General features: G+C 37.1%; 10 protein-coding genes and 1 pseudogene. 8 read left to right on the top strand and 3 right to left on the bottom strand.

The window, feature by feature from the left end; all coding sequences use genetic code 11:
- Window positions 1–109 precede the first annotated feature (109 nt).
- Complete coding sequence (locus VB740_RS05700) at window positions 110–427, bottom strand: hypothetical protein (RefSeq protein WP_109013456.1); 318 nt, start codon at window positions 425–427, stop codon at window positions 110–112.
- A 206-nt stretch (window positions 428–633) separates the two neighbouring features.
- Here VB740_RS05700 and VB740_RS05695 point away from each other — a divergent pair, with 206 nt between their 5' ends.
- The 4 genes from VB740_RS05695 (at window position 634) to VB740_RS05680 (ending at window position 4,212) form a co-directional block, all read left to right on the top strand.
- Window positions 634–1,485 carry a ParA family protein gene (locus tag VB740_RS05695; protein ID WP_323199084.1) on the top strand — a complete coding sequence of 284 codons (852 nt, stop codon included), beginning with the start codon at window positions 634–636 and terminating at the stop codon, window positions 1,483–1,485.
- Between the two features lie 24 nt (window positions 1,486–1,509).
- Entirely contained in the window at window positions 1,510–1,929 is a 420-nt protein-coding gene (locus VB740_RS05690) for a hypothetical protein (RefSeq protein WP_323199083.1), read from the top strand.
- A 184-nt stretch (window positions 1,930–2,113) separates the two neighbouring features.
- A complete protein-coding gene (locus VB740_RS05685) occupies window positions 2,114–3,097 on the top strand; it encodes a site-specific integrase (RefSeq protein WP_323199082.1) in 984 nt (327 codons plus the stop codon).
- An 89-nt stretch (window positions 3,098–3,186) separates the two neighbouring features.
- Window positions 3,187–4,212: a hypothetical protein gene (locus tag VB740_RS05680; RefSeq protein ID WP_323199081.1), complete on the top strand. Its 1,026-nt coding sequence runs from the start codon at window positions 3,187–3,189 to the stop codon at window positions 4,210–4,212.
- Window positions 4,213–4,240: 28 nt separating this feature from the next.
- Here the strand turns inward: VB740_RS05680 and VB740_RS05675 are convergent, their stop codons facing one another.
- Together VB740_RS05675 and VB740_RS05670 are read right to left on the bottom strand one after the other, a co-directional pair.
- The gene (locus tag VB740_RS05675; protein ID WP_323199080.1) at window positions 4,241–5,140 is read right to left on the bottom strand and encodes a CHAT domain-containing protein; all 900 of its coding nucleotides are present in this window, start codon (window positions 5,138–5,140) and stop codon (window positions 4,241–4,243) included.
- A 101-nt stretch (window positions 5,141–5,241) separates the two neighbouring features.
- Window positions 5,242–6,690, bottom strand: coding sequence for an ABC transporter ATP-binding protein (locus tag VB740_RS05670; RefSeq protein ID WP_323199079.1), 1,449 nt, complete (start codon window positions 6,688–6,690; stop codon window positions 5,242–5,244).
- Window positions 6,691–7,044: 354 nt separating this feature from the next.
- On the opposite strand from VB740_RS05670, the pseudogene VB740_RS05665 reads away from it, so the two are divergent.
- The 4 genes and pseudogenes from VB740_RS05665 to VB740_RS05650 form a co-directional block, all read left to right on the top strand.
- A pseudogene (locus VB740_RS05665) lies at window positions 7,045–7,242 on the top strand (tyrosine-type recombinase/integrase); the annotation flags it as partial.
- A 352-nt stretch (window positions 7,243–7,594) separates the two neighbouring features.
- Window positions 7,595–11,116 carry a caspase family protein gene (locus tag VB740_RS05660; protein ID WP_323199078.1) on the top strand — a complete coding sequence of 1,174 codons (3,522 nt, stop codon included), beginning with the start codon at window positions 7,595–7,597 and terminating at the stop codon, window positions 11,114–11,116.
- Window positions 11,117–11,162: 46 nt separating this feature from the next.
- Window positions 11,163–13,811 carry a CHAT domain-containing protein gene (locus VB740_RS05655; protein ID WP_323199077.1) on the top strand — a complete coding sequence of 883 codons (2,649 nt, stop codon included), beginning with the start codon at window positions 11,163–11,165 and terminating at the stop codon, window positions 13,809–13,811.
- 271 nt (window positions 13,812–14,082) lie between these two features.
- Window positions 14,083–15,429: an FAD-dependent oxidoreductase gene (locus tag VB740_RS05650; RefSeq protein WP_323199076.1), complete on the top strand. Its 1,347-nt coding sequence runs from the start codon at window positions 14,083–14,085 to the stop codon at window positions 15,427–15,429.
- The last annotated feature ends 6 nt before the right edge of the window (window positions 15,430–15,435 follow it).

Genomic DNA, 15,435 nt, shown 5'->3' with positions numbered 1-15,435 from the left:
GTTTGAAAATGTCTTGATTGCAGGTTTGGGCATTTATAATTGCAGGCTCTTACAGCTATCAACTCTATCTCAAAAAATAATTCATCCTCATCACCAAAGTTGCCAGAAATCATATCGTGCCGCACACCCCAGTTTCATTTATGCGGAAAACGTGCAGCCGGAAGTTCGGGTATTTTTCATGTGCCATTTGGCTAACTGCTAATGCATCCTCGTTAATAAAATATTCTCCGCTTTCTGGTTCAACTGCTACATACCAGTTGTAGTGAGTCTTAATTAAAGAAGGTTGCAATTTTTGAAAGATTTGTTCGCAACGCTGCTTAAATTCTGCTTTTTCAGCTTTCCATTGAGCTTTCTTCTCTGATGACCACTGGATTTCGGGGAATATTCTTCCTCGCCGCACTGTACGAGTAGACTTGGCTTCAGTCATGGTTGGTTCTGCTTCACTGCAATATCTATATTGAACAGCACATCCAGACTACTTGGGGTTTATGGTTGGTTCATTTGGTCTGGAGAATTATACTATAGTGCAATTCTACTTTTGTACAAAAGTAAAATTGCACTATAGTACAATTCAACAAAAGTAAATTAGTATATTTGTGACATTGTACTTTAGTAATTTTATGTAATTGCTTTATGCCAAATCCGCCAACAGTAGTCTCCTTGGGCTTGGCTGGAGGTCAGGGAAAGTCTACAGTAGCCTTGATGCTGGGGAGGTATTTGGGGCGCTTAGGAATTCCCGTTTTGTTTGTGGATTGCGACCCTCAATCTAGCTTGACCAGTTTTTTAGGGGTGCAAGTGCAGCCTGATACCCCAACATTACTGGAAGTTCTGACACAACCGGAAGAGAAAACAAAAATTCTTGATGCCATTGCGCCTGTACCTGACGTTAAACTGGGCGACCGTACCATTAACAATACCAACCTGTTCTTAATTCCTTCCGATGATGGGTTGGAGAGTGCCAACTATAAATTGGCCTCCAGTGGGCTAAGTCTGTTTATTCTCAGGAATCGTCTGCAACCAATTGTGAGTAATTTTGGCGTGGCAATTGTAGACCCACCCCCAGAGCGTTCACATTTAGCGCAGACTTCCTTGGGTGCTGGCGATAGATGGGTGATTCCAGCAGAGTCAAACGTCAAGGGAGTGCAATCGCTGTTGCGGACTATGGAATTAATTAAAGAATTTAAAGGAGCGCTACCTTATGGTGAACTACTGGGTATAGTGCCTTTTCGCGCTCGGTGGACTGGTTTGCACCCAACAACCGCTACTAAAACAAGTATCGATACCATACGGCAGCTGGTGGGTAGTGAGTTGATGTTGCCGCATATTTTGGAATCGGATGTATTCAAAAATGCCATCAACCAACGGGTTGCACCAACAGACTTGGGGCAGCCAAATCTGGAATATGCGATTCATGTCTTAGCTCAACGACTCAAGCCAGCTTTACCAGAAGAATATGCCAAATTAATTCCCTTAGAAACAGCGTAATAAATTTTATAAGTAGGTGAAAAGATGAATATCCTAGACGAAATCAGAAATAGAGCGGTTGCACCAACAGTTGCACCACGAGAAGATGTGTTAGCTCCACAACAGGAGGGTTCTCCTACTCCTGATATGCCATCGACTGCTGATAGCTCCGTTTCTGAACTCACTTTATTAGAAGAGCAACTACGGAACTTGCCGGAAATTGCGCCTAGAGTACCTGTACGTTTAGAGGTGGCAATCAAGCAAGAACTCGATGAACTATGCAACCAAGAAAAGATAACAGTTGAAACGCTCTTGGAAGCTTTTTATGTTACCTGCCAAGATAAAGATACAGTCATGAAACAAGTACTAAAAGAAGCCAAAAAACGGCTGAAGAGTCGCAAAGAAGCAGGTAATATTCGCTCTAGCATTACTCGTTTAGCTAACTTGGCCAAGAAACTAAAGTAGCTGAGGGTCGATAGCATCCACCCAGCGCAAGTTTAACAATGTTCAGACACAAATCTCTGCACAGAGGGACTTTTAGCCCAAATAGGTGTAGAGAAAGTTCATTCTCGCACCACATAACGCTTGAAAGTTGTGTAAAAAGCCACTTTTGAGAGAGGATTTAGTTTAAAGCACTCTTTCAACTGCCGTGAACATCCACGCGATCGCCAATTTTAACTTCAATCCTGAATCACTGGCGTTAACTGAACCAGTACCGCTAACTTTGCACCCGGCTGAAGTTTACCTTAACAGTCTGGGGGAGGGTTCAAGGCGGACGATGCGGGAAGCGTTAAATGCGATCGCCCAACTGCTGACCAACGATATTTGTGATGCAAGTACTTTGGACTGGTCGAAGTTGCGCTATCAGCACACTGCTGCGGTCAGGTCGGTGCTGATGGAAAAATACAGTCCGGCGATGGCTAATAAAATGCTATGTGCGTTACGGCGGACGCTCAAGGAAGCATGGCGGTTGGGGTTAATGTCCACAGATGAGTATGGAAGAGCAGCTGATATTGAGTCGGTGCGGGGCCAGAGTTTATTGAAAGGGCGCGAACTTGATACCGAAGAAATTTCTGCGCTGTGGTCAGATTGTATTCAAGATGACTCAACATTAGGAAGGAGGGATGCAGCACTGCTGGCAGTTTTGACTGTAGGGTTACGTCGCAGTGAGGTAACTTACCTTGATTTGAGCGATTTCAAGCCGCGCACTCGGTCATTAACAATACGTGAAGCGAAAGGGCGGAAGGAACGAATTGTCTATTTACCTGAAGCTAGTGTGCAAGCAGTCCTTGATTGGCTGCTGATTCGAGGTAAAGCACCAGGGGCACTATTTTATCCCTTAAATAAGGCAAAGAAAATCATACTGAGACGGATGAGTGAGCAAGGAGTGTTACGAGCATTGCAACGGCGGGGGGAAAAAGCTGATGTGGATGCGTTTACACCTCATGATTTTAGAAGAACTTTTATCGGTAATCTATTGGATGCGGGTGCAGATATCGTTACGATAGCGAAACTTGCAGGTCATGCGTCGCCAAGTACTACAAGTAAATACGATAGGCGTGGGGAAGCGGCGAAGAAACGGGCGATTGATTTGTTACATATACCGTATGGCAGGCGGGATAAGCGTAATTAAAGAGAAAGACTACTAGCGAGTTAAAACAACTTGAATATGCTTAAATATAATTAGTTGGTGATACTAACGTGCAAATTATTTAGATACAAATGAAAATATTTGATTTGATTTTTAATTTAGTTAATCCAAAATGGTTAATAAAAATAGATGATTATCTATTGCTTAATTATCCTAGATTTTGGGTAACAAAAATACATTATGTTGTTTATAATGGATTATTAGCAAATATAGCTTTTAATTTATTTGTAGGGACATTTCTTCAACCTACAGAATTTGATGAATTTATTTGGTATTTTGTTATTTTTGTAATGTTTGCTGAAGCAGGTGTATTTATTTTTTGGTTTATTCAACAGTCTTTGTATGACGTTGAAAAAGAATATGGCGATACTAGCTATAAAATAGGATTAGTAGAGACACTTGTTTATGTTCTCTGTACAGTCATTATTACTTCTACTTCTTTAACGATGACAGCAACCGCAATTCATAAAACAGCTAATGTTGTTGGGATTACATCATCAACTGAATGCAATACTTCGATAAATAGTTCGATAGGAAATAAGTTTTCTGCACGTACATATGACGAATCTAGTATCTGTAATGATATTAAGTATTTTATACAAAATCGTTTTAGTACTGACAATTATAGAATTTACCAGACTTATGATTTTTTACATATAATATTTTTAAATTTAGGAATCTTTTTATTAATTATCAGAAAGTATAGTAGTTGGCGTATTTTAGGATGGATTGGAGCTTATATATTACTTTTAATAATTATGAGTATATTTTTCTCAACAGTCTTATCTGCTATCATTTCAGGTTTTGATCTTCTAAGAGGCTCTTTAATATATCTAACAATAGTAAATTTATTTATACTGTTACAGTCCATAAGATTAATAAAAACAAAAATAAAGAATGATTTTATGCTTATTAATTTTGCAATTTTACCACTTTCATTATCTATATTATTATATGTAACTAATTATGCTATAACTCAGAAGTTTTATTTATCTAAAGACACCTTACTATTCGTAAGCATTTTTGTTTTATATATCTTTTTATCTCCTTTATATAAAGCTGTTTTAAATCGTACTTTAGTCCTTCCTAAAGAATGAAATATCAGTAATAAATGCAACGTTAAAGTTAAATACTATTGAGAAAAAAAGTAGTGCTTGGGTTGCTTTTTAAGGCGAATAGTTGAGGTGTATCTTGCTCATCTAAATTTTCTAGATCAATTTGCACCCTACCTAAGTCAAAAGCTGTTTTGAGGTCACGCCCATAACCTAAAGCTTGATAAAATGCGGTAGCAAAACTAATAGCTGATTCATCTTTAATTGCTTTGGACATTCCAACCACGCTATCAATATATTGTGCAATAGCTTGTGCTTGTGGTTCGGAGTAGCAGGCATTCAGCACAACACAGCGAAGATTATCTTTTAGAACAGAAAATAGTTGTCCTAATGCTCTTACTGAAACAGGATGACTCTTAGCAGTATTATCTTCTAATATGATTTCATTGGCTGCACTTCCATGACCACTAAAGTGTACGATATCCGGTTTATGGCGTAGCAGAATTCCCTGTAAGTCACTAACACGAACAGCCCAGTGTTGAATCACCTCAAATTTATCACGAAATTCTGATTGACGCAGAGCTTGATCAATTGAGCGACTCTCTTCATCTAATTTGAGCCGTGTAATATCTGAGGGATTTGCTGCTAGGAAAAGAATTTTGATAGTCTTATCTTGACTTTTCGTATTGGCTATTTTGTCACTACTATCTTTTTTGGCAATTTCTTGCTCAATTTCATTAATTAAATTAAGAATTCCATAAACGAGACGATTTTTCTCACGTCTAATTTCTTCTGTACTTAAGATACCTTTACGTTCGCTTTCTAGTAAATCCTTCACATTAGCTGTGTGTACAATCACTTCGTTATGATATCGAGATGAGCATTCATTAGTAATTTCAACAAGTTGTGAAATAGCATTTTGTAAATCACTCTGTTGAATTAAATTTTTGATATTAGTTAGCTTAATACTCATTTTTAAATTCTTCAGTAAAAATCACGATCTATTTTTTAAATAAATTGAGGATATAAATTTTTATTAAATAATTTATGTGTTTGATAAATATATATTTTTGCTCATGATTGCTTGTCAAAAAGTTTTCGAGTAGATTTACTGATATCTCTAAAGTATTTTAATGAAATATTTTGTTCAACTAAAATTCTTAATATATCTGTATTAGTTACATTCCTGGCAGTATGAATAATAAAGCTGTTTCCAGCTTTTTCTAGCCTATTGTAGTTAAATTTAACTTGATCAAATAAATCAATAATTTGTTGCTTTGATAAATCACAAGCAATTTCATAAGAATTTTCTTTCCTATCTTCTCCAAAATTTTGAACTGAACCATGATATATTACTTGACCATCTTTAATAAAAATAATATTATTAGCGATACTCTCCACCTCATATAAATGTTGGGAACTAATTATAACTGCTATCGGATTTGCACTAGAATTAGCTAAATCTCTTAAATCTTGCAAGAAAACTACTTGTGTATTGATATCTAGGTTTGCCAAAGGTTCATCTAAAATAACTAGTTGAGGATTAGAGATAAGTGCTTTAGCTAATGAAAATCGCATTTTATAACCGCCAGATATTTCATTCCAATTTGCTTTTTTATACTTTTCTAATCCTAAACGAGCAATTATAAAATTTACTTCATCTTTATTATCATCACCTCTAATGCCATGAATAGCCGCTGCCAAATGTAGGTTATCAGCTAATAAACCCGACCATTTTGGTAATTCTTGAGGTATGTAAGCCATTTTTTGCTTAAATGAATAAATATCAGTTTTATTATTTAAAGTTAAATAAGGATAACTTAATTCCCCTGTACTTGCCGCCAGTTCTCCAGCTATTATTCGCAATAGTGTTGTTTTACCGTTTCCATTTTCACCAACAACAGCCGTTATTTCACCTAATTTTAAACTAAGAGCAAGGTTAGATAACTTAAATTTTATAGAGCGACTTTTATATATCTTAGAAATACCTTTACCTTCAAATACAATTGATGAAGAGGAAGGCTTTTCCAATTTTGAAATCCCATTGTCTTCAAATACAATTGACGAAGAGGAAAGTTTTTCCAATTTTTTAGCTTCAACAAATCTTTTTTTATCTAATTCTAATTGAGTTAGTGTAATGTCTTTATCATCCCAAGATACGGGATCTCGAATCTCAATTTTTTTTTGCAAATCTTCTGGCTGTATCGAAGTAAGATTTTCCCGTCTAGTTATTTCTCGTTCTGTTGGTTGATATTCTCTTATAATTGATTCAACAAACTCCAAAATCTGGCTTATAAGTTTTGTTAGTCTAATATTAATAGCTTCTGTTTTGCCAAAAAGACGAATATCTTCACTTAAACTATTGTATGTAGCTCTAATAATAATAACTTCGTACTTGTGTTTTTTTTCACCAGAAAAGTCTGTTACAAAATCCATTAGTCGCTTCGTTGCTGCATTCAGTTCATTGGAAATGATTAGATTTTCAATTTCAGTGGCTCTTGCTTGAGGATCAGCGTTATCCATGACTTGGGATCTTACACTAGGTCACTAAAATTATATGTGAATATGGGGTACAGCCGGGATACCTGCAAATTGGGACACGTTGTAAACAAATGTTGCAGAAACCGATTTTGCGATTTACTAACTTGCCCATAAATGAATGGTATTGAGACATTCAAATTTTTGCACACTAAAATCAACTCTTCACGCGATTCAGTCTCTCAAACTTGCCCATAAATGGTTGTTTTAGGGGATGTTTTCGCGGGGAGTGGCGCGCTCGAACTGGTGTTAAAACAACGCAAAATCAAGCATTTGCAAACATCTGCGTAATATAACTTTACAACGTGTCCCAATTTGCGCGTATCCCGGCTGAACCCCTTTACACCTCATGATTTTAGAAGAACTTTTATCGGTAATCTATTGGATGCTGGTGCAGATATCGTCACCATAGCGAAACTTGCAGGTCATGCGTCGCCAAATACTACAAGTAAGTATGACAGGCGTGGAGAAGCAGCGAAGAAACGGGCGATTGATTTGCTAAATGTGCCTTACAGTAGGTGGGATAAGCGTAATTAGAGAAATTGACTACTAGCGGCTCAAAACAACTTTAATATGCTTAAATATAATTAATTCTCCATATTAACAAGTTTCCCATGAATTCTAAAAATAGTAAAACTGCTGGGGCGTGTTATCAATTCAACTATATAACAGAAGCAGCCAAATAGATCGCAACTAAAAAGTTAGTGGCACGTTTTTCTTAGCGGCTTACGATAGATAGGCACTGCTTGATATTGGTAAAAAGTTTCCACTTAATTAATGCGTAAAGACTACCTGAAAACTTAGAAACATTAGTATGAATCTAGTGAATTAGTATGATTTATTACTAATTTTACTCTTAAAAATATCTTTTTATAAAATAAAAAAACTTATGGCTCAAAAAATTTATGCTTTATTAGTTGGTATTGATAAATACCATCCTGAATCAACAGAAGTAAGTTTCTTAAAAGGTTGTGTCAATGATATCGAAGCGATAGAAACATATTTACGTAAACGAATTGCTAGTGAAGGAAATTGGGAATTAGTTGAAAACTCAGAGTATCCTTGGAAACTAACAAATGAATTAGCAAAACGTCAGGCAATTATTGACGGATTCCAGCAACACCTATGTAAGGCTGATGCAGAGGATATAGTGTTGTTTTATTATGCAGGTCATGGTTCTTATGAGCCAGCGCCAGAAGCTTTTTGGGCTATAGAATTAGACCAGAAAATTGAAACCTTGGTTTGCTATGATAGCCGAACTAAAGAAAGCAGAGATCTGGCAGATAAAGAATTAAACTACTTAATCGAGCAAGTAGCAAAGAATAATCCACATATCTTAATTATTTTGGATTGTTGTCACTCTGGCACCGCTACAAGAGCACCAGAAGTTACAATACGTCAAACTTCTGCGGATAGACGGAAAAGAAATTTAGAAGAATTTATTTTTCCAAAAGAATGGCTGAATCACCGCTTAAACCCTAATTACAAGCTACCAAGACATATTGCAATTGCTGCTTGTCGTTCCCATCAAACAGCAAAAGAGTACACAGGCGAAGATGGTAAACGGCGTGGTGTTTTTTCTTACTTTCTAACTCAGGCATTACAGCGCACTAATAGCAATTTATCCTATGCAGATTTAGTCCAAGATATTAATGCCTTGATAACTGGTAAAGTTAATGAGCAATCACCACAAATAGAAGCACCACCAGAAGATTTAAGACAAACTTTTTTGGGTGGGGCTGTAGGTGAACGCGCAAACTACTTTACCCTAACTTATGACAGTGAAACATATCATAGTTGGGTCATTAACGCTGGTGCTTTACATGGTGTTCGTCAAACTTCTGAGGGAGAGACTTTATTGGCAGTTTTCCAACAGGGAAGTACACCAGAGGAGTTACGCCAAATTTCAAATGCGATTTGTCGAGCTAATGTTACTCAGGTATTCACAGAAGTCAGTAAAGTTGAATTAAGCGGTTATAACGCCAACTTATCTCAAGAAGTACCTTATTGGGCAGTTGTAACAAACATACCATTACCAAAGTTAAAGGTATATTTTCAAGGTGATGATGCAGGTATAGAAAAAGCTCGTCAGGCACTTTTAACAGCTAATGAAAATAAACCTTCTTTGTTTGTTCGGGAAGTAGAATCATCTGAGAATACAAATTATTATTTAGAAGCTACTAATGGTCAATACTGGATTAGACAAGCTGCTGATAAATGTCCATTAGTTGCACCAGTTCCAGAAATACCAGATACACAAGGATACACTCGACAAAACGCAAACATAATTATTAAGCGTTTAGAACATATTGCACGTTGGACGGATATTTTAGAATTGAAAACTCCACCTACCAGTCAAATTAAAGCTGGGGATGTGGAGATGGAAGTTATTGTTACTTCTGGAGATAAACAATATTCCTCAAAACAAGAAACTTCAGACATATGCGGGGAATACACTTTTAAAAATAACAAGTGGGATTCACCACGGATAGAAATAAAAGTTATAAATAATAGCGAACAAGACCTTTATTTTCAGGTAGTAGAGCTTGCGGGAGATTACGCAATAGATATTCCTGAATTTTTTATAGAAAGAGGCAGTTTACGTTTACCAAAAGAAGGCAGTGAAGGTGCAAGTGTTGAAGGCAAAAGATTAAAACTAGTAATTCCGAGAGCTTATTTAAATAAGGGTATTACTGAATACAATACTATTTTCAAGTTAATTGTTAGCGCTAGAGATTTCAATGCAAGCTTGCTCCAGCAACCAGGACTTGATTCTCCACCACTTATCAATCGTTCTGGAAGATTATCAGGCGCTCTCAACCGTTTAATGAATAACATCTATATTCGTCAAACTGAGCCAGATGAAGATGAATATATTGATAATTGGATGACCCAGGAAGTTAAAATTAATCTTGTCAAACCACCTAGTGGAATAGAAATAAAAGAGTCTGAGTCTATCACTTTATTCACTGGAGTCGAACTCCAAGGGCATTCAGATTTAAAGGGAAAATTTAGTTTGACCCCCTTACCTCCAATTAGTAGGGATGTTAACAGTAATTTAATCCCACCTATTTTTTTACAAAGCCAAACTATTGTTCAAAGAAACGGCCGCAGGAATCTGACTGAACCATACAATTTTAACATAACTCGCAGCCCAGATTCATTTAGCATTCTGGAAGTAACTGATGTGAAAAACCACGAAAGTGTCACACCAGACAATCCTATCAAATTGGTAGTTGATAAATCACTAGCATCAGACGAACATATATTACCAATTGCTTATGACGGTGAGTTTTTCATACCTGTGGGTAAAGCCAAGACAGTCAATGGAAAGACAGAAATTACATTAGAACGCTTGCCTGAACCAATAGTAGATAGTCGCGATTTAAAAGGTTCAATTAAAATATTGTTCCAAAAACTACTGTATCCAATATTGAGAAAAGAATTTACTTATCCACTTGTGAGGATTGCGGAAGTTTCAGCAGATGGGCGTGAATGGTGTGTATCTTATCAAGACAACAAGCAAGTAATTAAAAATAAAGTTGATAAATCTGAGAAAATTTTACTCTTTATTCATGGCATCATCGGTGACACTAAAAGTTTAGTGACTAGTGTCCAAGAGGCAACATTTACAGAAAATGGACAACAGAAAACCCTAAGAGATAAATATGATTTGGTTTTGGCCTGCGACTACGAAAATCTGCATACCACAATTGAAGAAAACGCTAAATTACTCAAACAAAGATTAGAAGAGATTGGTTTAGGATTAAACCACGGTAAACAACTACATATTGTTGCCCATTCAATGGGTGGTTTAGTTTCTCGTACTTTTATAGAAAGGGAAGGCGGGAATCAAATTGTCCAACACTTAGTGATGTTAGGTACGCCCAATGCTGGTTCTCCCTGGCCTTCTATCCAAGATTGGGCATTTACAGCCCTTGGTATTGGATTGAATCAAATGTCTTCACTGGCTTGGCCTACAATAGTTATTGCTGGATTGGTCGCTTTTCTGGAAGCAAGTGATAACGCTTTAGACCAAATGAACCCACAGAGGTCTTTTATTCAAAGCATAGCCACAAATTCTGACCCCAATGTGCAGTATACAATCATTGCTGGCGATCGCTCAATTCGTCCAGAAGCATTAGAAACTGAACCTGGAAAACAATCCAGTCAGATACAGCAACTGATCCAAAAGTTGTTTAGCTCATCTGTAGATCGCATAGTGGATATGGTATTTTTTCAACAGCCAAACGATATAGCGGTGACATTGGAAAGTATTAAAAGTGTAAATGCAAACCGTATACCCAGACCCAGAATCATATCACCGGACACAGCTTGCGACCATCTGACTTACTTTACCAGCAAACCTGGTTTAGATGCATTGGTAAAAGCACTCTATAAAGAACCGTAAATCTTAATGGGATTAAGCCGAGATCCGTAATTTGTTATTCAACACTATGCAAGATACTCAACCTCGAAAAATTTTGATTTTGTCAGCGAACCCTAGAAGTATAAGTCAGCTTCGTCTGGAGGAAGAGAAGCGCGAGATTCGGGAGGGGTTAAGACGCTCAAGACAACGTGACCAGTATTTAATCGACACCGCAGAGGCAGTACGCTATCGAGATATACGCAGAGCTATATTAGACCATGAACCCCATATAATTCACTTTTGCGGACACGGAGAAGGGGAAGAGGGTTTGGTTTTTGAAGATGAGACTGGGCAAGTAAAGTTAGTTGATGCACAAGCTTTAGCTGAATTGTTTGAGCTATTTGCGGCTCAAGTCGAATGTGTTGTTCTCAATGCTTGTTATTCAAAGGTGCAGGCAGAGGAAATAGCCCAATACATCAATTATGTAGTCGGCATGAGCAAGGAAATTGGGGACAGAGCAGCTATCGAGTTTGCAGTGGGTTTTTATGATGCAATAGGGGCAGGTCGTTCGTTTAATGATGCCTATAAATTTGGCTGTAATGCCATAAGAATAGCAGGGATTGCGGAACACTTGACACCTGCTTTGATCAATAAGACTACTACCAACCAAACTGTACTATCGTCTCCTACAAAAGTTGAAGTTGTGCAGGAATTAAAAACTTCTGACCGAGAAATACTTATAAAAAAACTCAATTCTATAGATATTACTCCTCAACTAGCTCCTCAACTAGAAAACCGAAAGTTATTGCTAGAGAGGGTAAAACAAGAAGTAACCAAACGATGGAATCAATTTCTTCAGCGTTCTATTCTTGGTGAAAATATAGTAATTAATTTGATAAAAGAACAGCAACCAGATAAAGTTGAAAGCTTTCATGATATTAAAACTGGGACAAAACCTTATAAAGAACTATCTAACGACACTAGGATCTTAGAGGTTTTTGATAGCGAGGATATCAGAGGTAGATTGTTGATTTTGGGCGCTCCTGGCTCTGGAAAGACTACCTCTTTGCTAGAACTGTCCAAAGCTCTAATTGAGCGCGCAGAAAATCAATTAGATGCCCCCATTCCAATAATTTTTAACCTATCTTCTTGGAAAGATAACCGTCAGAGCATAGCTCATTGGTTGGAGGCTGAACTCAAATCCAAGTATAATATTTCAATAGAGTTTGCTCAAGAGTTGATAAAAAAGCATCAGATTTTGCCTATGCTAGATGGGTTAGATGAACTAGCAACATCAGTAGAACAAGAGCTTTGTGTTCAGCAAATTAATAAATTTATACAAGAAGAAGATTATAAGTTTCACCCTATAGTCGTTTGTAGCCGTAGTCAAGAATATAGTAGTTATTCTACTAAGCTAAAGCTGGATGGAGCTATTTCAATAAATAAACTCACTGCTCAACAAATCCAAGAATATCTCACTAACACTGGACATAATAACCTTTGGAAAGCTATCAGCAATAAGCCAAAGATAATGGAATTAGTGACAACACCATTTTGGCTAAAAATTACTATTATTTCCTATCAAGAGATAACATTTGATAAATGGCAAAGTAAAAAAAACACGACCCAACAATTAAATTATTTATTTAGTGCATATGTGCGACGGATGTTCAAACGGGATATTACGACTAGAGCATATACAAATCGAAAACCTCCTACTACTCAAAAAACCATAATTTGGCTTATTTGGTTAGCGACAGTATTAGAAAATGACTCGCAATCGGAATTCTTAATTGAAAAAATGCAACCCAGCTTGTTGGAAGATAAGCGACAATATCGTATCTATCTTATCTGTGTAAAGTTAATGTTCGGACTTGTAGTTGGTCAAGGTATCGGTTTGATTTTATGTGTAATCTTTAAGTTCTTGTTTGGGCAATTTATTTGGGTTGGTAATGGATTAAGTATTGGACTAATACTAGCTGCTAAGATAGGTGACAAAATTCATCCCATTGAATCCAGAGAGTGGTCTTTTGTAAATGCCTTAACAGGGTTAAAAAGTGGAATATTATATGGATTAACTATAGGATTTGTTCTAAGTATTATCGCAGAAATTATTATTAAATATAATTCTTTAATTTTTTATATCAATAAAAATACTATTAAGATAGAAGTATTTATTCCTATATTGATGAAATTATTACCTTCTGTAATTTATTGGAGCTTTAGCCTAGCAATGATTCTTGGAATAACTTTTGGAATATTAGAGGGATATATTAAACCTAAACCAAATATAAAATCTACTAGTAAATTTCCTAATCAGGTTATATGGAACGCAGCCGCAAATTCTGTAGTTTCTTTCCTAATTATTGGACTTGCTTTAGGAATAGGTTTTTGGGTCATTGATGTGCTAACCAATGGAATAGTTAAACAGTTGTTTAATTACCCTTTTTCTGGGCTAGTTTTGGGACTCGTTGGTGCATTACCTTATAGATTAATTGATGTAAAACGAGGTACATCAAGTATTGCTTCTATTCAACATTTCACTCTACGCTTCATCCTCTACCTTAATGGTTGCATCCCCTGGGATTTTGCCCGCTTCCTTGAATACTGTACTGAGCGTTCATTTATACAACGTATTGGTAGTCGGCACAGCTTCTTTCACCCAATTGTGCAAGAACGTTTTGCAAAAAAAGACCCCAAGAGCATTTCGCCAACACGAAAACTTGACCAAAAGTAGAAAGTTAATAGTTTAAATTTTATCGTTTTGATAGAGTCTCAGCTATAAATTTTCTCCAGATAGCCAGCTTATTAGACCTCTTGCAAAATTGTTTTTGTGGTATAAGAAAGGGTTTTAGGTTTTATGTATGTTTGGGTGTCGTTGCGATCGCAAATTCAAAGATAGGTTTGTAATTCTAACTTTTATCTAAAACTAAGCAGATCCCTATTTATAACATAAAATGAATTCTGCAAGAGGTCTAATATTCACTGTTCTCTGATTTAATAACTAAATGAAGATACCCTCTCCTGATGTTGCTGTGATTGGTGCAGGACCAGTCGGTTGTGTTACTGCTATTGCTTTTGCTAATAAGGGTGCTCGAGTCTTGCTGTTGGAAGCACATTCCCACCTAACAAAACGGCTAGCAGGTGAATGGTTGCATCCCCTTGGTTTACAAATTTTAAAGCGTTTGGGTGTGGATCTAACAAAAGAAGCATTAGGATATCCCTCTGGTCTTGGGTTTATTGTCTTTCCTGATGACAGTACCCGGCCTATTAAACTCAATTATCCTAAAAGTGCAGTGGGACTTAGTTGTGAGCATGGCAAGCTTGTCTCCATGCTACGGGAAGCAGTTGCTTCTCATTCTAATATCCATTTTATCACTGACGCAAGGGTCACTCACATTGAGGGGCAGGAATTAAGCTTTGATCTGGTTAAACAGAAAAGAACTCAGACAGTCTTAGCTGAAAAAATTGTTGCTGCGGATGGTCGGCACTCGGTAGCACGAAAAACTCTTGGCATTCCCAACGACCACCAGATCATTTCCTACACGGCGGGAATTCTACTCCTTGAGGTAAAGCTTCCTTTTGAAGGGTTCGGTCATGTGTTTTTAGGAGGGCCTGGACCTGCTCTTGCCTATCGCATTGGTCATGATCAAGTTCGTGTCTTCCTAGATGTGCCAATCAATTTTCATAAAAAGCCTAGTTATTTATGGGATGCCTACAGCCCTGTACTGCCTAAGGTATTGCTTCCAGCGCTCCGGCAGGCTTTAGAAAACTACCCTGTAATATGGGTAGCAAACCAGTTTAGCTCTCGCCTTTACTATGGTCGTGATGGCTTGGCAATGGTAGGCGATACTACTGGGCAATTTCACCCATTGACAGCAATAGGTATGACGGTTGGTTTTATGGATGCAGAGTGCCTTGTTGGTAGTAGGAGCTTTCAGAATTACCAGAGTGATCGTATTTTCAGGACTTATGTACCAGAAATTCTAGCTACCACACTGCATCAAGTATTTACTCGAGATAACGACAGCACTATAGCTATTCGCAAAGCAATATATCAAATGTGGCGGCAAGATCCAGCAGAATGTGTTCGCACCATGCACCTATTATCTGGAACACAAACCAACATAATGCAATTTAGCAAGTCATTCTTCAAAGCAGTGGTAATAGCTTTGTTGTATATTTTCAAGGAAAATGCATATAAAGGTAAATGGCTTCACTTAGCAAAGGTTTTGGGTTCTTTTGGTAATTGGCTACAAATCCCATCTGCCATTATTTTTTCAAGGGTTCGCAAAGCAGCAGAAAACTATTTAAAGTTTCAAATTTTCCAGTTCGACAGGTCATCTAATTCATAAATTCAT

This window comes from Nostoc sp. UHCC 0251 (assembly GCF_034932245.1).
Lineage (GTDB): Bacteria > Cyanobacteriota > Cyanobacteriia > Cyanobacteriales > Nostocaceae > Nostoc.
The sequence above is the reverse complement of the archived record's forward strand: the minus strand, read 5'-3'. Positions and strand labels throughout refer to the sequence as shown.

Excerpts from the sequence above, each read along its gene's own strand:
- VB740_RS05700 (WP_109013456.1), bottom strand. The coding sequence starts at position 427 with ATGACTGAAGCCAAGTCTACTCGTACAGTGCGGCGAGGAAGAATATTC.
- VB740_RS05695 (WP_323199084.1), top strand. The coding sequence starts at position 634 with ATGCCAAATCCGCCAACAGTAGTCTCCTTGGGCTTGGCTGGAGGTCAG.
- VB740_RS05690 (WP_323199083.1), top strand. The coding sequence starts at position 1,510 with ATGAATATCCTAGACGAAATCAGAAATAGAGCGGTTGCACCAACAGTT.
- VB740_RS05650 (WP_323199076.1), top strand. The coding sequence starts at position 14,083 with ATGAAGATACCCTCTCCTGATGTTGCTGTGATTGGTGCAGGACCAGTC.
- VB740_RS05670 (WP_323199079.1), bottom strand. The coding sequence starts at position 6,690 with ATGGATAACGCTGATCCTCAAGCAAGAGCCACTGAAATTGAAAATCTA.
- VB740_RS05680 (WP_323199081.1), top strand. The coding sequence starts at position 3,187 with ATGAAAATATTTGATTTGATTTTTAATTTAGTTAATCCAAAATGGTTA.
- VB740_RS05655 (WP_323199077.1), top strand. The coding sequence starts at position 11,163 with ATGCAAGATACTCAACCTCGAAAAATTTTGATTTTGTCAGCGAACCCT.
- VB740_RS05675 (WP_323199080.1), bottom strand. The coding sequence starts at position 5,140 with ATGAGTATTAAGCTAACTAATATCAAAAATTTAATTCAACAGAGTGAT.
- VB740_RS05660 (WP_323199078.1), top strand. The coding sequence starts at position 7,595 with ATGGCTCAAAAAATTTATGCTTTATTAGTTGGTATTGATAAATACCAT.